Source organism: Nonomuraea sp. 3-1Str, assembly GCF_031570565.1.
In the GTDB taxonomy this organism is placed as follows: Bacteria; Actinomycetota; Actinomycetes; order Streptosporangiales; family Streptosporangiaceae; genus Nonomuraea.
The window spans coordinates 48,798-71,524 of the sequence record NZ_JALHBK010000022.1 but is presented as its reverse complement, the minus strand read 5'-3'; the positions used below and the strand labels follow the sequence as shown (position 1 = coordinate 71,524).

The 22,727-nt window shown below is 72.4% G+C and carries 23 protein-coding genes; 13 read left to right on the top strand and 10 right to left on the bottom strand.

The annotated features are described in order from the left end of the window. The first annotated feature begins 58 nt into the window (after positions 1–58). Genes MTP10_RS29430 through MTP10_RS29410 form a run of 5 tightly spaced genes read left to right on the top strand, consistent with a single transcriptional unit; the run spans position 59 to position 5,062 of the window. Positions 59–2,074 carry a PQQ-binding-like beta-propeller repeat protein gene (locus MTP10_RS29430; RefSeq protein ID WP_310713161.1) on the top strand — a complete coding sequence of 672 codons (2,016 nt, stop codon included), beginning with the start codon at positions 59–61 and terminating at the stop codon, positions 2,072–2,074. Positions 2,075–2,084: 10 nt separating this feature from the next. Continuing rightward, entirely contained in the window at positions 2,085–2,783 is a 699-nt protein-coding gene (locus tag MTP10_RS29425; RefSeq protein ID WP_310713160.1) for an amidohydrolase family protein, read from the top strand. Beyond that, a complete protein-coding gene (locus MTP10_RS29420) occupies positions 2,780–3,511 on the top strand; it encodes an amidohydrolase family protein (RefSeq protein ID WP_310713159.1) in 732 nt (243 codons plus the stop codon). Before MTP10_RS29425 ends, MTP10_RS29420 begins: the two co-directional genes overlap by 4 nt. Positions 3,512–3,535: 24 nt before the next feature. Continuing rightward, entirely contained in the window at positions 3,536–4,726 is a 1,191-nt protein-coding gene (locus tag MTP10_RS29415; RefSeq protein ID WP_310713158.1) for a DegT/DnrJ/EryC1/StrS family aminotransferase, read from the top strand. A 33-nt stretch (positions 4,727–4,759) separates the two neighbouring features. Beyond that, a complete protein-coding gene (locus MTP10_RS29410) occupies positions 4,760–5,062 on the top strand; it encodes a YciI family protein (RefSeq protein WP_310713157.1) in 303 nt (100 codons plus the stop codon). A gap of 33 nt (positions 5,063–5,095) precedes the next feature. On the opposite strand, the gene MTP10_RS29405 is transcribed toward MTP10_RS29410, so the two are convergent. From MTP10_RS29405 to MTP10_RS29395, 3 genes are all read right to left on the bottom strand, one after another. After that, positions 5,096–7,573 carry a hypothetical protein gene (locus tag MTP10_RS29405; RefSeq protein ID WP_310713156.1) on the bottom strand — a complete coding sequence of 826 codons (2,478 nt, stop codon included), beginning with the start codon at positions 7,571–7,573 and terminating at the stop codon, positions 5,096–5,098. A gap of 322 nt (positions 7,574–7,895) precedes the next feature. Next, positions 7,896–8,498 carry a hypothetical protein gene (locus MTP10_RS29400; protein WP_310713155.1) on the bottom strand — a complete coding sequence of 201 codons (603 nt, stop codon included), beginning with the start codon at positions 8,496–8,498 and terminating at the stop codon, positions 7,896–7,898. 46 nt (positions 8,499–8,544) lie between these two features. Then, positions 8,545–9,000 carry a matrixin family metalloprotease gene (locus tag MTP10_RS29395; RefSeq protein WP_310713154.1) on the bottom strand — a complete coding sequence of 152 codons (456 nt, stop codon included), beginning with the start codon at positions 8,998–9,000 and terminating at the stop codon, positions 8,545–8,547. A 673-nt stretch (positions 9,001–9,673) separates the two neighbouring features. Between MTP10_RS29395 and MTP10_RS29390 the strand changes: the two genes are divergently transcribed. From MTP10_RS29390 to MTP10_RS29380, 3 genes are all read left to right on the top strand, one after another. Beyond that, a complete protein-coding gene (locus tag MTP10_RS29390; protein ID WP_310713153.1) occupies positions 9,674–10,708 on the top strand; it encodes a hypothetical protein in 1,035 nt (344 codons plus the stop codon). Between the two features lie 126 nt (positions 10,709–10,834). Further along, a complete protein-coding gene (locus tag MTP10_RS29385) occupies positions 10,835–11,317 on the top strand; it encodes a DUF5946 family protein (protein ID WP_310713152.1) in 483 nt (160 codons plus the stop codon). 231 nt (positions 11,318–11,548) lie between these two features. Continuing rightward, positions 11,549–12,928: a pyridoxal-dependent decarboxylase gene (locus MTP10_RS29380; protein WP_310713151.1), complete on the top strand. Its 1,380-nt coding sequence runs from the start codon at positions 11,549–11,551 to the stop codon at positions 12,926–12,928. A 46-nt stretch (positions 12,929–12,974) separates the two neighbouring features. On the opposite strand, the gene MTP10_RS29375 is transcribed toward MTP10_RS29380, so the two are convergent. From MTP10_RS29375 to folE, 3 genes are all read right to left on the bottom strand, one after another. Continuing rightward, positions 12,975–13,730, bottom strand: a complete 756-nt coding sequence (locus MTP10_RS29375; RefSeq protein WP_310713150.1) for a nucleotidyltransferase domain-containing protein — start codon at positions 13,728–13,730, stop codon at positions 12,975–12,977. A gap of 33 nt (positions 13,731–13,763) precedes the next feature. Continuing rightward, a complete protein-coding gene (locus MTP10_RS29370; RefSeq protein ID WP_310713149.1) occupies positions 13,764–14,585 on the bottom strand; it encodes a MerR family transcriptional regulator in 822 nt (273 codons plus the stop codon). A 138-nt stretch (positions 14,586–14,723) separates the two neighbouring features. Then, positions 14,724–15,365: a GTP cyclohydrolase I gene (gene folE / locus MTP10_RS29365; RefSeq protein WP_310713148.1), complete on the bottom strand. Its 642-nt coding sequence runs from the start codon at positions 15,363–15,365 to the stop codon at positions 14,724–14,726. A 141-nt stretch (positions 15,366–15,506) separates the two neighbouring features. Between folE and MTP10_RS29360 the strand changes: the two genes are divergently transcribed. Next, a complete protein-coding gene (locus MTP10_RS29360) occupies positions 15,507–16,163 on the top strand; it encodes a helix-turn-helix domain-containing protein (RefSeq protein ID WP_310713147.1) in 657 nt (218 codons plus the stop codon). A gap of 21 nt (positions 16,164–16,184) precedes the next feature. Here the strand turns inward: MTP10_RS29360 and MTP10_RS29355 are convergent, their stop codons facing one another. Then, on the bottom strand, positions 16,185–16,892 hold the full coding sequence (locus MTP10_RS29355; protein ID WP_310713146.1) for an SDR family oxidoreductase: 708 nt from the start codon (positions 16,890–16,892) through the stop codon (positions 16,185–16,187). Between the two features lie 90 nt (positions 16,893–16,982). Here MTP10_RS29355 and MTP10_RS29350 point away from each other — a divergent pair, with 90 nt between their 5' ends. Then, positions 16,983–17,603 (top strand): TetR/AcrR family transcriptional regulator, encoded by a 621-nt coding sequence (locus MTP10_RS29350; protein ID WP_310713145.1) that lies wholly within the window; start codon positions 16,983–16,985, stop codon positions 17,601–17,603. A 48-nt stretch (positions 17,604–17,651) separates the two neighbouring features. Here MTP10_RS29350 and MTP10_RS29345 read toward each other — a convergent pair whose 3' ends face one another. Then, positions 17,652–19,358, bottom strand: coding sequence for a SpoIIE family protein phosphatase (locus MTP10_RS29345; RefSeq protein WP_310713144.1), 1,707 nt, complete (start codon positions 19,356–19,358; stop codon positions 17,652–17,654). A gap of 224 nt (positions 19,359–19,582) precedes the next feature. Here MTP10_RS29345 and MTP10_RS29340 point away from each other — a divergent pair, with 224 nt between their 5' ends. Then, the gene (locus MTP10_RS29340; protein ID WP_310713143.1) at positions 19,583–20,491 is read left to right on the top strand and encodes a LysR family transcriptional regulator; all 909 of its coding nucleotides are present in this window, start codon (positions 19,583–19,585) and stop codon (positions 20,489–20,491) included. A gap of 42 nt (positions 20,492–20,533) precedes the next feature. Here the strand turns inward: MTP10_RS29340 and MTP10_RS29335 are convergent, their stop codons facing one another. Continuing rightward, entirely contained in the window at positions 20,534–20,863 is a 330-nt protein-coding gene (locus MTP10_RS29335) for an STAS domain-containing protein (protein WP_310713142.1), read from the bottom strand. Between the two features lie 183 nt (positions 20,864–21,046). Between MTP10_RS29335 and MTP10_RS29330 the strand changes: the two genes are divergently transcribed. Continuing rightward, the gene (locus MTP10_RS29330) at positions 21,047–21,361 is read left to right on the top strand and encodes a hypothetical protein (RefSeq protein ID WP_310713141.1); all 315 of its coding nucleotides are present in this window, start codon (positions 21,047–21,049) and stop codon (positions 21,359–21,361) included. A 158-nt stretch (positions 21,362–21,519) separates the two neighbouring features. Here MTP10_RS29330 and MTP10_RS29325 read toward each other — a convergent pair whose 3' ends face one another. Beyond that, positions 21,520–21,717, bottom strand: a complete 198-nt coding sequence (locus tag MTP10_RS29325; protein ID WP_310713140.1) for a hypothetical protein — start codon at positions 21,715–21,717, stop codon at positions 21,520–21,522. A 183-nt stretch (positions 21,718–21,900) separates the two neighbouring features. Between MTP10_RS29325 and MTP10_RS29320 the strand changes: the two genes are divergently transcribed. After that, complete coding sequence (locus tag MTP10_RS29320; protein ID WP_310713139.1) at positions 21,901–22,701, top strand: maleylpyruvate isomerase family mycothiol-dependent enzyme; 801 nt, start codon at positions 21,901–21,903, stop codon at positions 22,699–22,701. Positions 22,702–22,727: the final 26 nt, after the last annotated feature.

Sequence of the window (22,727 nt, the reverse complement as noted above, 5' to 3'; positions counted from 1 at the left end):
CGCGCAAATAGTTACGGTCTGGACCAAAATCGAACAACAATGAACTGAGGTGCTCGGCGTGCTCCGACGTCTCCTGGCCGCCGTGGCCGGCCTGTTACTCCCAGCCACCCTGTCCGTTCCCGCCGCCACGGCCGCCCCCGGCCCGGCGAGCGCCACCATGACGGCCTCCACGGCGGCGTGCGCCGACCCGGCCGTGCGCACGTACGGCCCGGCCACGATCACCGGCGCGATCGTGGGCGCCGCCGTCCACGACGGCCACGCCTACGTCGTCACCCGCGGCCCCAAGCCGCCGGTGCTCGCCGACATCGACCTGAGCACCCGCAAGGTGGTCAGGACCGCCACACTGCCCGACGGCCCGGCCGAGGGCGCGCCCGAGGGCGGATGGGCCACCGCCGTCACCGGCGGCAAGGTGTACGTCGGCACCTACCCGGTGCCCGACCTCTACAGCTTCGACATCGCGACCGGCGAGGTGAAGCACCTGCGCTCCTTCGGCCGCAACGGCGGCTTCGTCTGGAGCCTGGCCGCCGCCCCCGACGGCACCCTCTACGCGGGCACCTACCCCGGTGGCCGCGTCTTCGAGTACGTGCCCGCCACGGGCGCCGTCCGCGACTTCGGCGTCCTGGCCCAGGGCGAGCGGTACGTGCGCGCGGTCGCCGTCGACGACACCTACGTCTACGCGGGCCTGCTCGACAAGGCGAAGCTGGTGCGCATCGAGCGGGCCACCGGCCAGGTGCGGGAGCTGGCGAGCGCCCCCACCGGCGTGGGAGCCATCACCCTGCACGGCGACCGCGTCCTCGCGGCGGCCGGCGGCGAGCTCATCGACATGCGCAAGGACGGCACCGACCTGCGACGGGTGACCCTGGAGCAGGGCTCCCTCGACGTCCCGTCCGCGACGGACGACGGCACCGTCTACGCCACCTCCCGCCCGGACGGCACGGTCTACCGCTACCGGACCGGAGACACGGCGTTCACCAAGGTCGCCGACGCGCCCGCGCCCGGCGACGAGAGCCGGCTGCTGCGGCTGCTGGACGCGAACACCCTGCTCGGCTTCGCGGGCAGCGGCGGCCTGTGGTGGCTGGACCTGAGCACCGGCACGTCGCAGTTCGTCGACCTGCTGGAGGCGGGGCTGCCGCCGGGCACCGAGCGGGTGCAGAGCATGCTGCTCGTGCCCAACCGCGCCCTCTACGTCGGCGGTCACTTCGTGATGGAGGTCCGCGACCTGCGCACCGGGGACAAGCGCCGCTTCCGGGTGCCCGGCGAGCCCAAGGACCTGGTGCGGCGCGGCGAGAAGATCTACGCCGCCATCTACCCCAGCGGCCAGGTGATCTCCATCGACCTGCGCACCGACAAGGTGAGCAGCGTCGCCTTCCTGGGCCACGGCCAGCAGCGGCCGTGGGACATCGAGTACGACCCCGTGACCGACAAGCTGCTGGTCGCCAGCGCCCCGCTCGGAGCCAACCTCAAGGGCGCGCTGACCGTGGTGGATCCCGACACCGGCCACGTGGACTCGTACGTGGACGTCATCCCCGACCAGAGCCTCATGAGCCTGTCGCTCGACTCGCGGCGGGGCGTGGTGTACCTGGGCGGCGACGTGGTCGGCCCCGGCGGCACCCCGCCCACGCGGACGACGGCCTCGGTCGCCGCCTTCGACCTGCGCGCCCGCAAGGTGCTCTGGTCGGTGGACCCGGTGCCCGGCCACCGCACGTTCCAGGACGTCAAGGTGCACGACGGCCTGTTGTACGGCGTCTACAAGCGGGAGTCCGGCACCTGGATCGCCCTCGACCTGGCCACGCGCCAGGTGGTGCGCCAGGGGACGATCGCCGGCTACGGCGAGCTGACCGTGCACCGGGGCAGGTTCTTCGCCTCCGTCTTCCGCGGCGGCGGGAACGCCTACGAGCTGGGCACCGAGGCGAAGCTGCTGGCCACCGGCCTCGGCGACGAGTGGTACACCAACCCTCAGTTGCACTTCGAGCCCGGCACCTGGAACGCCTGGGCGCTCGTCGGCCGTGAGCTGGCCAAGATCCGGCTCGACCCGGCCTGCCCGCCCTTGACCATCCCGCCGGCCGGGAGCTAGGTTTCGGTCTGTGCCGAAATCTGTTTTCGATGCCCATCGGCTGATCGGCCCCGTGCCGTTCGACGATCTGCCCGCCGACCCGCGGGCCGAGATGGACCGGCTGGGCATCGACCGGGCCTGCGTGACCCACACGCTCAGCCTCTACTCCGACCCGCAGGCGGGCAACGACGCCCTCCTGCGGCTGGACGACCCCCGGCTCGTCCCGGTGCCCGTCGTGGTGCCCGGCGTGCCGGGGGCGTCCGCGCCCTCGGCGCCCGCCGAGGTGCTGGAGTGGGGGGCGCGGATGGTCAGGCTCTGCCCGGAGCGGCACCGCTTCGACCTCACCGGGCCGGTGGCGCTGCGCTGGCTGGCCGAGCTCGACCTGCCCGTCGCGATCGACCTGGACGAGACCCCGCCCGCGCGGCTCCGCGTCCTCGCCGAGCGGCTGCCCGGCCTGCGGCTGCTCGTCCTCAACCCGGGCTACCGGGGGCTGCGCGCCCTCGCGGAGCTCATGGCCGCGGCGCCGCGCGTGTGGGTGGAGATCGGCACCGTCAACACCCAGGGCGGCGTCGAGTGGCTGGCCCGGCGCTTCGGCGCCGGGCGGCTCGTGTTCGGCACCGGGGCGCCGGTGGCCGACGACTGCGGCCCCCGCTTCCTGCTCGACCACCTCGACCTGGAGCCGGCGGAGGTCGAGCTGATCGCCGCGGGCTCGCTGGAGAGCCTGCTGTGAGCGGCGCCCCGGTCCTCGACGCGCACGGGCACGTCGGCACGTGGCCCGACTTCCTCATCCCCGACCCGACCGCCGAGGGCCTGGTCGCGACCATGGACCGGATCGGCGTCGCCGCGATGGGCATCAGCCACCTGCTGGCCGTCGGCCCCGACGCCGAGGGCGGCAACCGGCTGGCCCTGGACGTCGCCGCCCGCTTTCCCGGCCGGTTCGGCGTCTGGCAGGTCTACAACCCGCACCACCGCACCCCCCTGGGCACCGGCGGGGTGTGGGGGGTCAAGCTGCATCCCGACGTCCACCAGTGCCCCCTCGACGACCCTCTCTACGAGCCCGTCTGGCGGCTCGGCCTGCCGGTGCTCGCCCACGGCCAGACCGACTCGCCGTGGAGCGACCCCGCCCGGTTCGCCGCCGTCGCCGCCCGCCACCCCGACGTGCCCCTCCTCATGGGCCACACCGGGCTCTGGCCGTACGGGTTCGCCCGCGCGGCCCGCCTCGCCGAGGGCCACCCGAACCTCTACCTCGAGGTGTGCGGCTCCCGGATGACCGGCCGCTGGATCGCCCGGCTGGCCGCCACCATCGGGGCCGGGCGCGTGGTGTTCGGCTCCGACGCCTGCTTCCTCGACCTGAGGACCGGGTACGGCCGTGTCGCCCTCGCCCCGCTCACCGACGCCGACCGGGCGCTCGTCCAGGGCGGCAACCTGGCCCGCCTCCTCGGCCCCCGCCTCGCCTGACTCCCGTACCGGAAGGGAACTCCCGTGACCCTCGCCCTGCACGGCGGCCCGCCCGTCCGCACCGCCCCGTGGCCGTCCTGGCCGCCTCCCCTCGACGACGCCCAGCGCGCGCTGGTCGGCAAGGTCCTCGACAGCGGCCGGTGGGGGGCCACCCAGGGCGGCGGCGTCGCCGACGACCTGGCCGCCGCCTTCGCCCGCAGATCGGCGGTCCCGTACGGGGTGGCCGTGGGCAACGCCACGCTCGGCCTGTTCGCCGCGCTCCGCGGCCTGGGGGTGGGGCCGGGCGACGAGGTGATCGTGCCCGCCTACACCTTCGTCGCCTCGGCCACCTCCGTGCTGCTCGCCGGCGCCGTCCCCGTGATCGCCGACGTGGACCCGGCCGACCTGCACCTGTCGCCCGACGCCGTACGGGCCGCCGTGACCGACCGGACCGCGGCCGTCATGCCCGTCCACCTGGCTGGCAGCCCCGCCGACATGGACCCCCTGAACGCCCTGGCGGCCCGGCACGGCCTGGCCGTCGTCGAGGACGCCGCGCAGGCCCACGGCGCCGAGTACCGCGGCCGGCCGGTCGGCGGCCTCGGCCACGCGGGCGTCTACAGCTTCCAGGCGAGCAAGGCGATGACCGCCGGCGAGGGCGGCCTGATCGTCTGCCCGGACGAGGCGGCGTACGAGGCGATCTGGTCGGTCTGCAACCTCGGCCGCAGGCCCGGCGGCCAGTGGTACGGCCACCCGTCCGTCGGCTGGAACCTGCGGCTCACCGACCTGCAGGCCGCGCTGCTGCTGCCCTGGCTGGACCGGCTGGACGACGAGATCGCCCGCCGCGACGCCTTCTGCGCGGCCCTCGAACGCGAGCTGGACCGCCTCCCGGCGGACGGCCCGGCCCGGCCGGTGACCGTGGCGCCGCGGCCGCCCGGCACCACCCGCGACTCCCGGCACCTGCTCATGCTCCGCGTCGACGCCTCGGTCGAGCGTGACTTCCTGCTCGCCGCCATGGCCGCCGAAGGGGTGCCGCTCGACGCCGGCTACCCTCCGCTGGGCACGATGGACGCCCTGACCCGGGCCGGGGCCCGCGCCGAGCCGTGCCCGGCCGCGACGGCGGCCGCCGGGAACGTGGTGTGGGTGCGCCAGGCGATGCTCATGGACGACCCGGCCCGCGCCGCGGACGTCGCGGAGGCGTTCGCCAAGGTCCTCGCGGATTCCCCGCCCCGGCCGTGAACCGCCCGGACACCCCTGGCTAGGGTGTCCGGCATGTTCATCCTCGAGCTCACCTACACCGTGCCCGCCGAGCGTGTCGACGGCGTCCTGGCGGACCACGTCGCGTGGCTGGACGAGCAGTACGAGGCCGGGATCTTCATCGCCTCAGGACGCAAGGTGCCGCGGGACGGGGGAGTGATCGTCGCCGTCGGCGAGGACCGCACGGCCGTCGAGGCCCTCGTGGCGACCGACCCCTTCGTCGTGGACAAGGTGGCCGACTACCGGATCGTCGAGTTCGTCGCCACCAAGACGGCCCTGCCCCTGTCCGCGTACCGGCAGCAACTCCCGCCGGCCTGACAGGACCGGGGCCTTCTCAGCGCACGGGGTCCCTCACGGGCGGGGGAGGGCGAGCCGGAACAGCCGCTCGTTGACCTTGTAGTAGAGGTTGCCGAACCCGTCGGCCGTGAGCCCTTCCATCCCGGAGTCCGTCAGCAGCACGGTCATGGCCTTCGTCGACTTCTCGATCGAGAAGATCTGGTCGCCGAACGTCCCGTACACGTGGTCCGGATCCTGGGCCACGGTCAGCAGCCTCCCGTCACGCCAGGCGCGGCTGGACTGGGCGGCGTAGTCGGGGTCGGGGAACAGCCGTTTCGCCGTGATCGCCGTGGGCCGCGCCGGGTCGAGCGTGACCAGCGAGCCGCCCGCCAGGCCCCACAGCTCGCCGTCCACCTCGGCCAGGGCCGTGACCGCCCTGGGCGCCGTCAGCGGGAGCGGATACGTGCGCACGGCGCTGGTGGCCGGGTCGAAGGAGAACAGCGTGGCCGACGCCCCCGGCGCGTAGACCGGGTCCACGCCCAGGGCGCCGCGCGTGGAGGTGCCGCCGAACAGTTTCCCTCCCGCGTAGGCCAGCGAGACGACGGACTGGTCCGGCGCCACGCAGAAGGTCCGCCCGGCCGTGCCCTCCTTCCAGACGGTGAGGGCGCCGCTGCGCTTGCCGTACTTCGGGACCGTGCCCATGTAGACGGTCCCGTCCGGCCCGGCGGCCAGCGCGTACGGCCGGTCCTGGGGCGGCGGCCCCTTGCCCGGCTCGCAGTCGTCGGCCTTGTCGCCCGCCTCGCCGCCGGTGTACCGGAGCGTGGGCGGCCAGGGGCCCGCCGGGTCGTAGCTGTAGAGCTTGGCCGACGGGTAGGCGCCGACGTAGAGCAGCCCGTCGTGGGCCATCAGGCTGTCGGTCTGGCTGAGCCCGTTGAGGGTCCGTCTGTCCGGCCGGCTCTCGTCGCCGTCGCCCCGCATCGGGTCGTAGACGCCGGTGCCGCCCGTCAGGTAGCCGCCGGTGTAGATCTTGCCGTCGGGTCCCGCGCCGAGCGCGTTGATCGCGGCGGGCAGCACGGGGGCGCCGGAGACGACCCGGCTGCTCCAGCGGCCCGTCGCGGGGTCGTACGTGAAGATCCTCGTGCCGTCCGAGGCCGCGCCGAGGCCGACCAGCGTGCCGCCGGACCAGGTGTAGCCGGTGACGTCGAGGCCGGGGCGTACGGAGGTCGCCTGGACGGAACCGGTGGCCACGTCGTAGGAGTGCAGCAGGCCGTCCCGGACGAACCACACCTTGCCGTCGCGGGCCGGCGAGTGGTGCAGGTCCACGTCGGTGATCGCGGCGTCGGTGGCGGCGGTGTACGAGCCGTCGGCCTGGCGGGTGACCCGCAGGACGAGCAGGGTGCGGTCGATCCAGGCGAACAGCCGGCCGCCCGTCCAGGTGAGCCCGCCCACCATGGAGTTGTGCGCGTAGGCGGCCGGCAGGAGGTCGTCCACCCGCCCCGTGACGTTGTCGAACCTGACCAGCCCGGCGTTCGTGCCGGTGCCCAGGTACGTGGCGTCGGCGGCCGGGTCGTGGGCGAGGCTGCGCACGTACTGGGCGCCCGCCACGACCGGCACGCTCCCCATCGTGGTGAACGCGCCGCCGTCGTACATGAAGTAACGGCCGTCGTTGTAGGTGCCGCCGTACACCTTCCCGTCCGCGCCCGGCTCCAGGTCCCAGATGAACGCGTACCCGCCCTCCGCCCGGCCGAGGTCGGTGACCGCGGACTGGCCGGGGACGTACCGGTAGAGCTTGGCGCTGGGATAGGTGCCGAGGTAGACGCTGCCGTCGGTGGCCGTGGCCGCCGCCCAGCCGCCGACGGTCGGCGTGGCCGCGGAGTCGGGAATGGTGATCTTCCGGGTCACCTGCCCGGTGGCCAGGTCCACCACGGCGAGCTGCGGGTTGACGTCGGCGGTGCCGGTGTAGACGGCGTAGGCGCTGCCGCCCGAGAACGTGGTGGCGTTCGGCACGCTGCTCTCGATCTGCACCCCCAGATCGGTCACCTTCGAGGTGATCAGCACCTCGTCCCAGTAGGCGGTGCCCACGTCGGCCACGCCCGAGTAGACGAGCGCCGAGACGGTGGCCGTGCCGTCGGGCGCGACGCCCGAGGTCGTGACGCGGTTCCACCGCCGGCCCGTCGCCGAGGCGTTGCCGCCGCCGGCGAGGAGACGGCCGGAGGCGTCCCTGAAGCGCAGGTACAGGTACGCTGTGCCGCTGTCGGCCCAGACCTGGGCGTTCAGGGTGTAGCGGGTTCCCGCAGTGGCGGGCAGGCCGGGCATGCTCTCCCGGCCGTAGGCGGCGCCGGGGTCGGCGTCGGTGACGCGCGCCGTGGTCCGTCCCTCCCAGGTGACGGCGTCGACGCCGCCCTGGCTGTGCGAGCCGCTCCAGCCGGCCAGCCCGTCGTCGAACCCTCCGTTGACGATCTGCAGGTCGGCCGCGGCCGCCGGCGTGAACGGCGTCGCGAGGAGCGCCGCCAGGAGCGCCGTGGCCGCCGCTGCGCGCAGGGCGCGCCTCACGCGCCTCCGCCTTCCGTGCGGGTGAACGGGCGTCGAGCGTGCTGCCGGACCGGCTGCGCCAAGGGGCCCTCCAGGGAATGCCGCACAGCACCACCTCCGCGGGTGTTCGTTCGTGCGCGATTACGGGCCCGACCGTAACTTTGCGATCGGGATCCGTCAATGGTGCGCTTCCCGGCGGGGCGGAGGCGGCGACTGTGTCCGTGCGAGGCGCGTCATTCGTCCGGCTGGATCGTTCCCCTTCGTCGCTGCTCGCCAGATCCTCGACCCGCCCCGAACCCCCGGGAGGTGCGGTGCGGGCCTGGACCGGCGGACATCCCGCGTCCTACTCCTTGACCGACAGCCGCTGGACGTCGGTGTCGTCGAGCTTGATCGAGTTCTCCGGCATGGCCGAGTAGGTGCCCGCCGAGGTGACGACGTACTTGGCCTGCTCCGGGTTGAGCAGCGAGGCCGGCGAGTCGGGATAGGTCTCCAGGAACAGCATGTAGGTGACGCCCGACCTCAACGGCGTCGTGTCCGCCTCCTCGTAGGTCACGCCGTCGAGGGTGCCGCCGAGCTCCTTCACCTGGATGACCTGGCCGACCCGGGCGAGCCCCTTGTGCACCCTGAGGATCTCGACCGAACTGACCGTCATGACGGTGGGCGGACCCGCGGGCGGGGTCGCGCCGTCGGGCGTGGCTCCGGCGTTCGGGTTCAGCTGAGGGTCGGTCTCGGTGGCGTCGTCCTCGGGTTCGACCTCGGTCATGACGCGTTTGAGCCCGGTCAGCCGGCCCTCGATCACCAGCTTCGAGCCGGCGAACAGCGCGTCGGCGCTGTCGTAGGCCGGGTAGTCGGCCTCGTAGAGGACCGTCGTGTCCTCCGCCGAGCACGCGGACAGGAACAGCGCGGCCAGGGCGACCACGCCGAGCCGCCGTATTGCAGCCTTCATCGGCTTCGACTCCGTTCTTCTCGTGAATATCGTCGATCGAAGCCGATCAGTAATAGGCGTTGACGTCCGAGACGTCGTGCGCCTGCGGTTTGGTCATCGAGTCGCGGTTTCTGCTTCTGTTCATGATGGAGGTGGTGCTGTTGTGCGCGAGGTTCAGCGCGTGGCCGAACTCGTGGACGAGGACGCCCGTCACGTAGTTGGAGAAGTTGTTCGCGTCCCGGTTGATGGTGCGCACATTCAGTTTGATGTACAGGCAGCTGTCGCCGCACCTGGTGTAATGCCCGTACCAGGTGTTCCGGTACGACTTCACGGTGATCGTGGAGCCGGAGTACCTGTTCTTGTACAGGTCGGCCGGGGAGGACGTGGCGTTCCAGTTGGCCAGCGCCTTGTTCATCGGCGTCTGCCAGGTGCTGTTGTAGTTGTAGGGGTAGATGCCGATGCGGGCGATGAGCTGGCCGGTCCCGTTCCAGTGCGCGTACGCGGGGGTCGCCCCCACGCTCACGCAGAGGACTCCGGTAAGAGCCACGGCCAGCAGTCGCGATGCTTTCCCTTTCGCGCTCCTGGCGCGCATGTCGGACGATGCCATGTATCCACTTCGATTCTTTTCGGGCAGCGCGGAACAGCATGACGGAAGGAGAAGTGCGGCGGTGATCGGCCGTGCTCGCGCGAGCGCCGGCGGGATGCGGAAGCCACCCTGACGAAAACACCGTGACGATGAACCGCGTTACGTCGGCGGAAAGCGCTTCAACGCTGCGACGTTACTCGACGCGCCGTTGTACGCACAAGATCAACGCAGAGTTCCGAATACCACCGTCTGCGTGATGCGTACGCCGGTGTACGACCGCCTGAGCCAGAGCAGCGCATCGCGGCCTCCTCAGGGCCGGTACGCCCGCCGCGCTCCGTCACGCGGCCCGGGACCGGACGCGTATGTCTGGGGCTCCAGGCACGCGGGAAAGCAACTCGTGACCGTACTGGCGATGCGCATGGTCGGGGAGCGCGATCCGCGACAACGGCGAGGTCAGCGCCACACCGCAGTGCGCGCACGCGAACCGGCCCTCCCATGCCACGACGTCCCGATCACCCTGGCCGACAGTATGATCCGGCGCTTTTCCGATGGAGATCGGATATCGTCGCTCGCGCACGTCGGCATAGTCCGTGGACGATCGGGAGACTTCATGCGCGCGGTCCGTTCCATCGCGGCAGCGGCCCTCACCCTCCTTCTCACCTGCGCGGCCGCCCCCTGGCCGGCCGCCGCCTCCACGGCTGCCCTGCCGGGCGGCAAGGCGACCTACGTCGTCTCGCAAGGACACCTGGAGGCCGGGTCCAGCCAGAACTGGGTACGACTCGGCAGCTACCGCTTCGCCACCGACGGCACGGTGACCGCGGCCCTGTACCTGTGGTGGCAGCGCCATCCCGAGGCCAGGCAGCGCACCGGCACCACCCCCGACTCCGGCTGCACCACCAAGGCCGGCGGTGTCCAATCGCGCCCCCGTACCTGCGAGGTGCTCACCGCCGGAGGCTTCACCGGCGCCCCCGACGAGAACCGCACCGGCACGTACACCCTGTCCGGTGACGTGGTGAGCATCCGGTGGAACATCGCGCAGACGTGGACCGAGCAGTGGTCCGTGCGGCCCTCCCCGGACGGCACGCTCGCTCGTCTGGACCTGAAGCACAGCACGCTGGCCACCCACGGTTACGGGTACGGCAGCAACGCGGCCCTCGGCACCCGGCGCGCGATGAGCTCGGTGAAGGCGTTCCCCGGTGCGCTCAGGCAGGATCTGGCGAGCTCGGCGGGCGGCAAGATCGTCACCTCCAGCGGTCAGAAGTTCGCCCATTCCTCCTTCCGCACCTGCGCGAGCACCACCTGGTGCCTGACCTACCTGCAGCCGTCGTCCACGGGCGCCTGCCAGAAGTCGGGCGGCTGCCCCAACTACGGGGGCGGGACGAAGGCGAACGTCAGCTCCATCCAGTACTACCTCACCAAGATCTCCAACTCCGATCGCCGTGACACGTTGTGGCACTGGTGCACCTGTCTGGCGATGGAGCGCGGCGAGTTCTGCTACACCGGCAACTCCCACGTCAAACCGCTCATGCAGATCATCGACGACAAGGGCGCCTTCCGCGGGTGGGTCGGCGCCGAAGCGTCCTTCTCACCCAGCTCCAGGGCCGCCGACATGCTGGCGGTGTTCCGCATCACCGACTTCCGCTGACCCGGCCGGCCGTCACGGCGGCCGGTCAGGGTCGGAGCCGTAGGGGTGTTCCCGACACCGACGAGCCCGCCATCACGCGCGATAACCCGTCGTCAAGGCCGGGGTCGGCCACCTATGGTGCAGCCCATGGCAAACACCTCCATGACGGGCCGGTGCGACTGCGGTGCGACGGCCGGCCCATTGGGCATGTGCGTGGACTACTACCACGGGATCCTGGCCGAGGAGCAGTCGGATCCGCAGATGTACAGGTGGCACGCGCCCGTGGTCGTGACCTATCTCCTGCAGCATCCTTCCAGAGCTCACGAGAAGTACCTCGACGACCAGTTCCGCCAGTTGCAGCTCTACGTGGATCAGGGGCTTGACGCGCTGCTCCGGCTGGCGGCTCATCAGGTGGCACGCAACAACCACCGGGTACGGCTGGGCTACGACCTGGCGCCGTTGGCGGCCTACGCACCGCTCCCGGACGGCGAACCTCCCGGCCGCTTCGGCGCCTCGTTCAGCGGGTTGCCGTTCAGGGACGGCAGCTTCGTGTGCGACGGCCATCTGGCGTACGGGGATCGCATCAAGGCCATCGCCGAAGCGACGGTGGAGTCCTGGAGATCCGTTTGAAAGGTCCTGACAGCATCATCCAGGTCGCCTCGGCGCCCCCTTCGAGCACCCGCGCCAGACGATCGGCGTCCCCACGTTCGATACGGTCTCCTCGGACAATGGAGCCCTGACAGGAGGCCGGGCGACCCGGCCGCCCCGGCGTACCGTCGTCCCTGTCCGCACGGCGACGCGGCAGGACGCGCCGTACGATGCGCGGGCAGAAAGACGTACTGGGACAGAACGGAGATCGACGTGTTCACGGGACTTGCCGCCGACCGGGACGAGCTGCCCGCCCTGCTGGAGAGCGTCCGGCGGCACGCCGAGGCGCTGCTGGGCGCCCTCGACGAGCGGGAGGTCCTCCCCGCGGCACCCGCCACCCCCGGCGCGGTGACGCTGCCCGCGCGCGGGGTGGGGACGCGGGCGGCGCTGGAGGAGTTCGCCCGGCGCTGGGAGCCCGGCCTGTCGAGCAGCGCGGGGCCGCGCTACCTCGGGTTCGTGACGGGCGGCGTGACCCCCGCGGCGCTGGCCGGTGACTGGCTGACCGCCGCGTGGGACCAGAACTCCAACTCCTCCTTGGACGGCACCGGCCAGGCTCTCGAACGGGAGACCCTCGGCTGGCTGCGGGAGCTGTTCGGGCTGTCCGGCGCGCACCACGGCACGTTCGTCAGCGGCGCCACCATGTCGAACGCCGTCGGCCTGGCCATCGCCCGGGAGTGGCTGGGGGAGCGGCGCGGCGTGTCACCCGCCGAGGAGGGGGCGGCCGCCCTGGGGCCGGTGCGGGTGCTGTCCGGCAGCCCGCACTCCAGCGTCGCCAAGGGACTGTCCATGCTGGGGCTGGGCCGGCGGGCGCTGGTGCGGGTGCCGGTGCTGCCCGGCCGGGAGGCGGTGGACCCGGCCGCGCTGGAGGCGGCGCTGCGGGAGATCGACGGGCCGTGCGTCGTGGTGGCCAACGCGGGAACGGTCAACACCGTCGACTTCGACGACCTGCGCGCCGTCGCCGCGCTCCGTGAGCGGTACGGCTTCTGGCTGCACGTGGACGCCGCGTTCGGGGGCTTCGCCGCCCTGTCGCCGGAGCACGCGCACCTGGTGGACGGGCTGGACCTGGCCGATTCCGTCTGCGTGGACCTGCACAAGTGGCTGAACGTCCCCTATGACAGCGCCGTGCAGTTCACCCGCCGCCGCGACCTGCAGGCGGCCGTGTTCCAGAACGCGGCCGCCTACCTGGGGCCGCTCGGCGACACGCCGGACACGGTGCATCTCACCCCGGAGAACTCCCACCGCCTGCGCGCCCTGGCCGCCTGGTTCACGCTCAACGCCTACGGCAGGGACGGCCATCGCGAGATCGTCGAGCGCTGCGTCGCCTGCGCCCGCGCCCTCGGCGAGGCCGTCGGCGACCTGCCCGGCCTGCGCCTGCTGGCGCCCGTCCGGCTGAACGTCGTCTGCTTCACCCTGGCCGCCGACCCCACCGCCGAGCGGCTCGCGGACCTGGCCGGGCGGCTGGCGCCCGACGTCTTCGTCACGCCCACCGTGTACGACGGGGTGCCGGCGCTGCGGGCCGCGTTCAGCAACTGGCGTACGACGGACGCCGACGTGCGCCGGATCGTCACCGCGTTGGAGGAGGCGCTGCGCTGACCCGGGCGCTCGGCCACCCGTCCCCGCCGGACGCTCGGCCACCCCGTCACCGCCGGGCGGCGGCCGCGAACAAGGCCTCCGCCTCGGCGACCGCCCGCGTGAGGGCTTCGGGCTCCGGTCGCAGCCCGGCCACGATCGCGTCGACGCCGCGCAGGCCGGCCCTCAGCAGGAGCCGCTTCTCGTTGGTGACCCACTCGCCGCGCTCGGCCAGCACCGCGTGCGCCTCCTGCATGGCGGCGGTGGCCAGCGCGCCCGCCACCTCGGTGACCTGGCCACGCGGCGCGTACGCGGCTTCGGCGTACCGGAGTGTCATGGCCGCCCGTCCCCGCCACACCGGCGGTGCCGCCTCGCGCAGCGCCCGCGGATGGTCCGGACGCGGCAGCGTGCCGCGCAGGACCCGGTTGACGGCGAGTTCGGCGACCACCAGGTAGCTGGGGATGCCCGCGAGGTGGAACATCAGCGGCTCCCAGTGGAAGCGGCCCTGCCGGGCCTCGGCGAGTTCGTGCTCGACGACGTCGAGGTCCCGGTAGTGGACGTCGACACGGCGACCCTCGATCGTGAGCCAGGCGCCGCCGTTGAAGACGCCGCCGCCCCAGCCGCCGATCTCGGAGACCTCGCCGTCCCAGCCGACGGCCCGCAGGCCGGCCGGGTCGAACCCGCCCCGGTAGTAGACGGCCAGGTCCCAGTCGCTGTCAGGGGCGTGGGTGCCTTCGGCGCGCGAGCCGCCGAGGGACACGGCGCGTACGGCGGGCAGGTCGGCGAGCCGGTCGGCGACGTGGTCGAGAAACGTGTCGTCAGTCATGGGAATCCGATCGTGGCAAGGGGACGGCGGGTGTCACTCCCAGGTGGCGGACTCCGGGTGGACGCCGTGGGCCTCGGCGTTCGCGAAGATCACGTCGCGCAGCCAGACGGCCAGGCCGGGCGTGAGCGCGTCGTAGAACGCGGTGAACCCGGGATCGCCGGTGTACTTGCGCCCCAGGCACACGTGCATCGCGTGGGTGCAGTCGAAGTACCGCGCGATCGAGGCGCGGTGCCGCTCCGCGAGGGCGTTGGCCTCGCCGGACCCGGGTGCGACGCCGGCGCGGGCGGCGGCGGCGAGGTCGGCGTTCAAAGCCTCGACCGAGGCGGCGACCTCCTTCCAGTCCTCCGGAGTCAGCGCGGCGGCCCGCTCGGCGTACTGGGCCCACTGCGCGGTGTCGCCCCAGCGGGCCTCGGCCTCCTCGGCCCAGCCGGGCTGCCAGTCGTCGCCGAAGATCTCGACCTGCTGTTGCGGAGTCAGCCGGATCCCGGTGCTCGACGCCCCGATCATGCGGTCGACCGCGCCGAGCATCTGCTGCAGGCGGGAGATGCGCTCCACGAGCTGTGACCGTTGCCGGCGCAGGTGGTCGCGCGCGTCGGCCTCCGGGTCGTCGAGGATCCGGCCGATCTCGGCGAGGGGGAACCCCAGCTCCCGGTAGACCAGGACCCGGTGGATCCGGGCGACGTCGTCGTCCGAGTACACCCGGTACCCCGACCAGGTGCGCCCGCTGGGACACACCAGTCCGATGGCGTCCCAGTGGTGCAGGGTCTTCACGCTGACGCCGACGAGCGCGGCCGTTCGGCCGACGGTGAGGCCGCCGGGGTCGGCCCATTCCTGCCGCTGGGCATCAGTGGTCATCGGCTCAGTATCGCGCCTCCCGCCACCCGGTGGTTCCGGCCGGTCAGCGGCGGCCGTCCCCAGCGTCGGTGCGGCCCCCTGCTTGACGATCTCTTACGCGTCCAGCCCGAGGCGCAACCGGGATCGCGGGCGCCGCCGTCAGTCGCCCGGTGTCCTCGCCCCGGTCAGGGCCATGAACTCCTGGCGCGAGCGGGGATCGTCGCGCAGGGTCCCGACCAGGCGCGAGGTGACGGTGCGCGAGCCGACGGCCTGGACGCCCCGCAGGGACATGCACAGGTGCTCGGCTTCGAGGATCACGCCGACGCCCTTGGGTCGCAGGCTCTGGTCGAGGAAGTCGGCGATCTGGACGGTGAGGCGTTCCTGGACCTGCAGGTCGCCGGAGAAGTGCTGGACCACGCGGGCGAGCTTGGACAGGCCCACGATGCGGTCGCCGGGCAGGTAGCCGACATGGGCCAGGCCGGAGAAGGGCAGCAGGTGGTGCTCGCACAGGGACGAGAACGGGATGCGGGTGACCAGCACCAGCTCGTCGTAGTGCTCGTCGTTGGGGAACGTCGTGAGCGTGAACGGGGCCGGGGTGAGCATCTGGGCGAAGGCGGTGGCCACGCGCCGCGGGGTGTCGCGCAGATGCGGCGTGTGCGGGTCGCGGCCCATGGCGCGCAGCAGGTCGCCGACCGCCCGTTGCGCCGCCAGGAGGTCGACCTCCGGCGCGTCCCCGGTGGGGTGGTCGAGGGGGGATGGCTCGGTCGTGGTGTCGCTGCCGTCCCAGGCCAGCACGGTCATGGCTCTCTCCTTGCTCTGCTCGGACGGTGGGAGGTCCGGTGCGCCGGCATTTTCGCCAACACTCATGCTCAATATTCCGTCCGGCCCTATTTTAGTCAACCATCATTGGCAAAAATGCTCCGGTGGGCTACGGTGGTTGGCATGGGGGCCATGCCGGGAGATCTCGAAGCGCTGGGCCTGCTGTCCGAGCCGCAGCGGGCGCGCATCTACGCGTTCCTGGCCGGCGCCGCCCGTGCGTGCACCCGTCAGGAGATCTGCCAGGCCCTCGACATGGGGCGGACCCTCGCGGCCTTCCACCTGGACAAGCTCGAACAGACCGGCCTCGTCGAGGTGGTCGCCGACGCGGCCGGCACCGGTCGCCGGGGCCGCCCCGCCCAGCGCTACCGGGCCACCGCCCGCGAGCTGAGCGCCTCCGTGCCGCCGCGGCGTTACGAGCTGCTCGCCGAGATCCTGCTGCAGGCGGCGCAGGAGCACCGGCCGCCCGAATCCTTCGCCCAGGCGGCCACCCGGGTGGCGGTGCGGCGCGGCCGTCAGCTGGCCGCCGGGCACCCCGCTCCGGACACTCTGTGGGAGCTGCTCGGCAGCCTCGGCTACGAGCCCGCCGCGGACGGCGGCACCGTGCTGCTGACCAACTGCCCGTTCCAGCGGATGCGCGCGGTGAACACGGACCTGGTCTGCTCGGTCAACCTCGCGCTGGCCCACGGCTACCTCGACGGCCTGGACGCGACCGGGCAGTTCACCGCCCGGCTGCGGCCCTGCCCCGACAACTGCTGCGTGATCATGGAGCCGGCCGCCTGACATCGGTGCCGCCCGCCGTTCTCAGCCGGTGAACTGGGAGTACAGGACGGCGAGGTCGGCGGAGAGACCCGCCTTGACCTGGCGGCTCAGGTCGTCGGCGAGAATCTCGGCGGCGTCGGCCTCGATGCCGTCCAGCGCCTGCTCCGCGACGCTCTGCGCGGAGACCTTGGGAGCGTCGATGCCGGTGGTCATGTCGGTGTCGACATAGCCGACGTGCAGCCCGCTGACGTTGATGCCGCGGGGCCGCAGCACCAGGCGCAGCGCGTTGGTCTGCGACCACAGCGCGGACTTGGACGCGCTGTAGGCCTCCACTCCGGGCATCGTGATCCAGGACAGCGCCGAGTGGATGTTGAGGATGTGGCCGCCGCCGTTGCGTTCGAGGACCGGGACGAAGGCGCGGGTGGCGAGCAGCGGCCCGTAGAAGTTGACCTCGAACTCGCGTCGGACGTCGTCGACGGGGGAGTCGAGGAACGTGGCCCCGGACGAGGTTCCGGCGTTGTTGATCAGGATGTTCACGTCCGGAGCCTGGGCGGCGGCCGCGGCCACGGAGGCGGGGTCGGTGACCTCCAGGGCCAGCGGGACCGCGTCCGGGTGGGTGACCGTGCGGGGGTCGCGGGCCGTCGCGTAGACCTTCGCGGCGCCGCGCTGGTAGAGCGTCTCCACCAATGCCTTGCCGATGCCGCGGCTGCCGCCGGTGACGATCGCCACCGAGCCCTTGATGCTGGTCATGAGGTACTCCTCGCTTTGGAAACCGATCGGTTTCCTCGCAGCGTAAACCGTTCGGTTTCCAAAGTGCAAACCGGGATGTAGCCTTGGCGCATGACCGATCCGACGCCGGCCCCGACCACCACGCCGTCCCCGGCGGCGGCCACGCCGGCACCTCGCGCCTCCACCCGTGATCGTCTGCTCGACGCCGCGGCGGAGCTCTTCTACCGGGAGGGCGTCGGCGTGGGCATCGAGACGCTGTGCCGTACGGCGGGGGTGTCGAAGCGCTCGATGTACCAGCTGTTCGCCGGCAAGGACGAGGTGGTGGCGGCGAGCCTCGAGCGCGCCGCGCCCGCCTACGAGGCCTACCTGCTGCCCCCCGCCGCCGACGGCCGGCCGCCGCGCGCGCGGATCATGCACGTGTTCGAACGCCTGGAGGAGGCCGCGGCGGCACCGGACTTCCGGGGCTGCCCGCTCGTGTCGGCGGCGGTGGAGGTCAAGTCGCCCGAGCACCCGGCCAGCGTGGTGGCCCGCCGGCGCAAGGACGCGCTGACCGCGTTCTTCCAGCAGGAGGCCGAGCGCGGCGGAGCGGAGGACCCCGCCTTGCTGGCCCGGCAGCTGACCGTCGTGTTCGACGGGTCGAGCGCGCGGGCGGTCGTGCAGGCGTGCGGCCTCGACGGCCTCGCCGTCGCGACGGCGAGCGCCCTGCTGGACGGCGCCGGCCTGCCCGCGTGACCGGCCCGCCTGCCGAACTGCGGAGCGGCCGGCGACGCCGCGACGGCGTCAGCCGGGAACGCGCACGATGAGCAGGGCGACGTCGTCGTCGTTGTCCGCCGGGCGGACGCGGTCGAGGAGCGCGTCGCCGAGGGAGGTGACGGGGCGCTGGGCCATCGAGGCGGCGTGCCGCCTCAGCCGGGCCATCCCGTCGTCGATGGAGTGGGTGGGCGACTCGATCAGGCCGTCGGTGTAGAACACCAGGGTGGACCGGGGCGGCAGCTCGATGGTGGCGTCGACCCGGGGAATGCGTATGCCGGTGCCCAGCAGGAGGCCGTGCCCGGACTCCAGGAAGCGGGTGCGCCCGTCCTGCTCCACCAGGAGCGGCGGCGGATGGCCGGCGTTGGTCCAGCGCAGCCGCCATCCGCCGTCCTCCCGAGACTCCAGCCCGGCGAACACGACGGTGGCCATCGTGGTCTCGGCCATGCGCGCCACCGCCTGGTCGAGCCGGTCCACGATCACGCTCGGCCGGTCCTGCTGGCCGCCCGCGTACGCGCGCAGCATGTTGCAGACCTGCGCCATGCCGGCCGCGGCGTCCAGGTCATGGCCGACCACGTCGCCGATCACGAGGGCGGTCGCGCCGTCGGGCAGGACGAAGGCGTCGTACCAGTCGCCGCCGACCTGCGAGGCGTGGGGCGCGGGCCGGTAGGACGCGCTCATCTCCAGCCCGGGCACCATCGGCAGCTGCGGCAGCAGGTGGCGCTGCATGGTCTCGGCCACCCGCCGTTGCCGCTCGTACAGGCGCGCGTTGTCCAGCGCGAGCCCCGCCCGGCGGGCGATGTCCTCGACCAGCAGGAGGTCGGCGGTGGTGAACGCGCCGGGCCGATCGGAGCGCCCCAGCGTCAGGGCCCCGACGACCTCCCGCACGCCGCGGATCGGCGCGATGCACGCGGAGTGCATGCCGGTCGCCTGGAACAGCTCCTGCTGGGCGACCGCGATGCCGGAGTCGGGAGGCCCCTGGTAGGTCTCCGGGCCCGCCAGCGTCGCGGTGACTCCGCGCAATGCCCGCGACAGGGGCATGGGGGACTCCTGCGGGACGGGGGGCATCGGCCCCTCCAGCTCCTCATGGTGCACCAGGGCGCCGTCCTCGTAGTGCACCACGGCGGCCCGCGACACCCCGCCCTCCTCGGTGAGCAGGTCCACCACCGTCCAGTCGGCCAGCAGCGGGACGACCAGGCGCATCAGCTGACGCAGGGTCTCTTCCACGTCGAGGCTCGCGGTGAGCGTCGAGGTGGTCTCCGCCAGCAGGGCCAGCCGGTCGAGCTCCGACATCGAGGCGGCGGCGCCGGCCGGCTCCTGCGCGCCGGACGCGGAGGAGGCGGTCTCATGGAAGATCACCAATGCTCCCCGCGTGCCCTCGCCGAGCCGGCAGGCGGCGACCATCCAGGAGACCGGCATCAGCACGCCGTCCCCGCGCACGAACCACTGCTGCTCTCCCTGCGCGGTCCTGCCGGTGATGAGCGGCCGCCTCATCCTGCACCGGCTCCGCGGCAGGGGCTCACCGTACCTTCCCCGGTGCAGCAGGTCGTGGGCGTCGCGGCCGAGCATCTCCCCGGCGGTGCGGCGCAGCAGGCGTTCGGCCTGAGGCGTGACCTCGATGATGCGGCCCCGGTCGTCCGCCACGTACGCCCCCGCGTCGCAGAGATCCTGCAGCCGCCCCAAACCTCCGTCCGACATGGTCCAGGAGCGCCCGGCATCCTGACCTGACACCTCCATGACCGGGCTCCCTCCGTCATCGCACCTGCTGGCTGATGGTCTCTTCTATCACCCTTTGGGTTGTTCGTGCCTCAGAGTGACCGCGATGACGTCCAGAAGCGCGCCCGGCCGTGCGGGCGTCGACCAGGCAGGTCCCCGCGACGCGTCGTCGAGCGGTAGATTCACCATCGTTGAGCGTGGGCTCAACGATGCGTTGAGTCTCAGGTTGACGATCGGGACGGGTGATGGAGCTCAGGGACATCGAGATCTTCCTGACGCTGGCCGAGGAGCTGCACTTCGGCCGGACGGCCGAGCGGCTGCACATCACCCCGTCCCGGGTCAGCCAGGTGATCAGCAAGCAGGAGAGGCGCATCGGTGCGACGCTGTTCGACCGCACCTCCCGCACGGTCCGCCTCACCCCGCTCGGCGAGCAACTGCTGCATGACGTGGGATCCGGGTACCGGCAGATCATGGACGGGATCGAGGCCGCCAGGAGCGCCGTCCGCGGCACCGTGGGAACGCTGACCCTGGGCACGATGGGCCCGCTGTCCCTGGAGATCGGCGCCATCCTCGACCTGTTCAAGACCCGCCACCCGGGTGTCCGGCTGCAACACCGCGAAGTCCAGCCGCCCTCCCCGCTCGAACTGCTCCGCTCCGGCGGGGTCGATGTCGCGCTGCTGTGGCTGCCGATCCGCGAGCCCGACCTGACCGTCGGCCCGATCACCCACACCTCTCAGGTGATGCTGATGGTCCCCGCCGGCCACCGGTACGCCGGGTACGACTCCATCTGCCTGGAAGACCTCGCCGATTGCGTCGTGGCGGCGGGCACGTCGATCCCCCCGTACATGGAGGAGACTCTCGCCCCCTTCCACACGCCGTCGGGCCGCCCCATTCGCCACGCTCCCAAGGTGTCCACCTGGCAGGAGGTGCTCTCCGTCGTCTCCTCCGGCGAGGCCGTCGCCGGGGTCGCGGCCGAGGCGGCTCACTACTACTCCTGGCCCAGCCTCGCCTTCGTGCCCATCCGCGACGCCGCCCCCTGCCGATGGGCCCTCGTGTGGCGCACCGCCGGCGAGAGCCCTCTGGTCCGTGCCCTGGCCCAAGCCGCCGCGGACTCGGTCGGGCGAGGCGCTGGAGCGGGTGAGGCGACGGAGTAGGGCCGGCACGGCCGGCGCCGAGCGGGTGCCGGACCGAGGCTCTCAGGCGGTGGCCGGCCAGCTGCAGGCGTGTTCCAGGCTGTCGTACGGCGGGAACCGGTCGACCAGCTGAGCGACGGTGAGCAGCCGGGCGAGGCTGCCGTGCACACCGATCAGGCGTAGCGCGCCGCCGGCGCTCTCGGCCCGGCGCTGGAGGCCGAGCAGTTCGCGCAGCCCGCCGGAATCGCAGAAGCCGAGCCCGGTCACGTCCACCACCACCCTGGGCCGTGGAGCCGCCAGCAGTGGCTCCAGAGCCGCGGCGAACCGGCCGAGGGTGTGTCCGTCGAGCTCTCCCACCAGCCGGACCACGTCCACGCCGGAATGTCGTCGCACGCTGATGACCAAGGGGGTGACGATGCCCGCACGCTCCTGCGCCTGAGTCGAATGCCGTTGCCGCATACGACGACATCAGCAGGGATGGTCCTCATCGTAGCCCGGCCGGCGGACAAGCACTCGGTCCTGGCATTCCCCTTTTCCGGTTGCCAAGGACGGCCCTGCCGGTGATCATGAACACTCATGACGAAAAAGATCTTCTCCAGCGTCGCCGGCATCGCTCTCGGGGCTGCCGCCCTCATCGGCGGTACCGCCTCCCCCGCGGCCGCGGTGAGCAGCTGTTCCAAGACCGCGAGCTCCGACCACTCGGTGAGCGTCAGGTGCACCAGCGGGCTTGAGACCTACTTCCGGGTCTACGGCTACTTCTGCTCCACCTCGTCCTGCTCGTACGTGCCGGGCAACCTGGTCTACGTGGGCAGTACGAGCAAGGCCACCAGCGGTGCCTACTACAGCGGCAAGTGGTACGTGAAGGGTTGCTACGTGACCAACGGCTGCTGAGCCACGCGGGCGTGGACCGCACCTCCCGGTCCACGCCCCCCTACAGGAACCGCTCGACCGTCCAGGCGAACTCCTCGGGGGTGGCGATCGGCACGCCCAGGCTCTCGGCCTTGGCCCGCTTGGAGCCGGCCTTCTCGCCCGCCACCAGCAGCGACAGGTCATCGCCCCGGTGACCACGACCGACCCTCGACGTCGAGCTGGTCGCGTCCCACGGCGTAGCCGATCGAGGCGATCGCGCGGCAGGCGCGGCCGCGCACGCACCGCCACCGCTCCTGGGACCTGTCGAAGGCGTCACCGCAGGACGGGCACACCTCGGGGAAGACGATCGGCTGCTCGGCGCCGGTGCGCAGGTGCACGACCGGGGACTCGACGCGGGGGGATCACGTCGCCGGGCGTACCGCCACCACCAGCGTCCTCGCAGTGGTGCGCAGCTTGTCACCCGAGCGGTGGGCGGCGAGGACGACGTCCGCAATGGGCCAACCGGCGGCGACTGTGAAAATCGCTGTCCGATCACCGGAGCACGGTGATAGACATTCGGCGTGGAAAAGCATCTTGAGTTCCCTGACCTGCTGCGACTGATCGATGAACGGTCGACCGCCTTCCGCGCCGCGGTCGCCGCCGCGCCCAGTCTCGACGCACAGGTGCCGACCTGCCCCGAGTGGACGCTGTTCGATCTGGTGAAGCATCTGGGTGGGGGAGACCGTTTCTGGGCCGCCATCGTCGGCGCGGGGCCTGCCGACGCTCCCCCGGCCGAGGCCACCGCTGCGCGCGCCGCTCTGGAAGTGCCGCGGGAGCGTGAGGCCCTGCTGGCCTGGCTGGCCGCGTCGACGCAGCTTCTGCTGAGCGCCCTGCGCGAGGCAGGACCGGAGAGCGGTTGCTGGACGTGGTGGCCTGCGTCGCAGTCACCGCAAACCGCCGGCGGTGTCGCCCGGCACCGGGCCCAGGAGACCGCGGTGCACACGTACGACGCCCAGCTCACCGGGGGCACCCCGCAGCCGCTGCCGGTCGAGGTGGCACTCGACGGTGTGGAGGAGTTCCTGTTCACCGTCTGCGCAACGCCGAGTGCCTGGCCGCACAAGCCCACCGCCTTCGACTTCCACGCCGCCGAGGGCCGCTCCTGGCGCCTCACGGTCGACGGCGACGGCGCACGCTCCACCCGCATCCCCGCGCCCACTGCCGCGACCGGCAAGGACTCGGACGCAGCCGGCGCCTCCGTCCATGGCACGGCCAGTGAGTTGGTCCTCTACTTGTACGACCGTATCCCGGCCGACTCCTTGCACGTTGACGGAGACGCAGGGCTGCTCGACCTGCTCCGCGCCTGGGAGCCTGAGGAGAAGTAGGACGTAGCGGGGCGGTTGGCCGCGCC

Bases quoted from the DNA above. Each gene is read 5' to 3' on its own strand.
- MTP10_RS29410 (WP_310713157.1), top strand. From the start codon at position 4,760: ATGTTCATCCTCGAGCTCACCTACACCGTGCCCGCCGAGCGTGTCGAC.
- MTP10_RS29400 (WP_310713155.1), bottom strand. From the start codon at position 8,498: ATGAAGGCTGCAATACGGCGGCTCGGCGTGGTCGCCCTGGCCGCGCTG.
- MTP10_RS29390 (WP_310713153.1), top strand. From the start codon at position 9,674: ATGCGCGCGGTCCGTTCCATCGCGGCAGCGGCCCTCACCCTCCTTCTC.
- MTP10_RS29385 (WP_310713152.1), top strand. From the start codon at position 10,835: ATGGCAAACACCTCCATGACGGGCCGGTGCGACTGCGGTGCGACGGCC.
- MTP10_RS29375 (WP_310713150.1), bottom strand. From the start codon at position 13,730: ATGACTGACGACACGTTTCTCGACCACGTCGCCGACCGGCTCGCCGAC.
- MTP10_RS29370 (WP_310713149.1), bottom strand. From the start codon at position 14,585: ATGACCACTGATGCCCAGCGGCAGGAATGGGCCGACCCCGGCGGCCTC.
- folE (WP_310713148.1), bottom strand. From the start codon at position 15,365: ATGACCGTGCTGGCCTGGGACGGCAGCGACACCACGACCGAGCCATCC.
- MTP10_RS29360 (WP_310713147.1), top strand. From the start codon at position 15,507: ATGGGGGCCATGCCGGGAGATCTCGAAGCGCTGGGCCTGCTGTCCGAG.
- MTP10_RS29355 (WP_310713146.1), bottom strand. From the start codon at position 16,892: ATGACCAGCATCAAGGGCTCGGTGGCGATCGTCACCGGCGGCAGCCGC.
- MTP10_RS29350 (WP_310713145.1), top strand. From the start codon at position 16,983: ATGACCGATCCGACGCCGGCCCCGACCACCACGCCGTCCCCGGCGGCG.
- MTP10_RS29345 (WP_310713144.1), bottom strand. From the start codon at position 19,358: ATGGAGGTGTCAGGTCAGGATGCCGGGCGCTCCTGGACCATGTCGGAC.
- MTP10_RS29340 (WP_310713143.1), top strand. From the start codon at position 19,583: ATGGAGCTCAGGGACATCGAGATCTTCCTGACGCTGGCCGAGGAGCTG.
- MTP10_RS29330 (WP_310713141.1), top strand. From the start codon at position 21,047: ATGACGAAAAAGATCTTCTCCAGCGTCGCCGGCATCGCTCTCGGGGCT.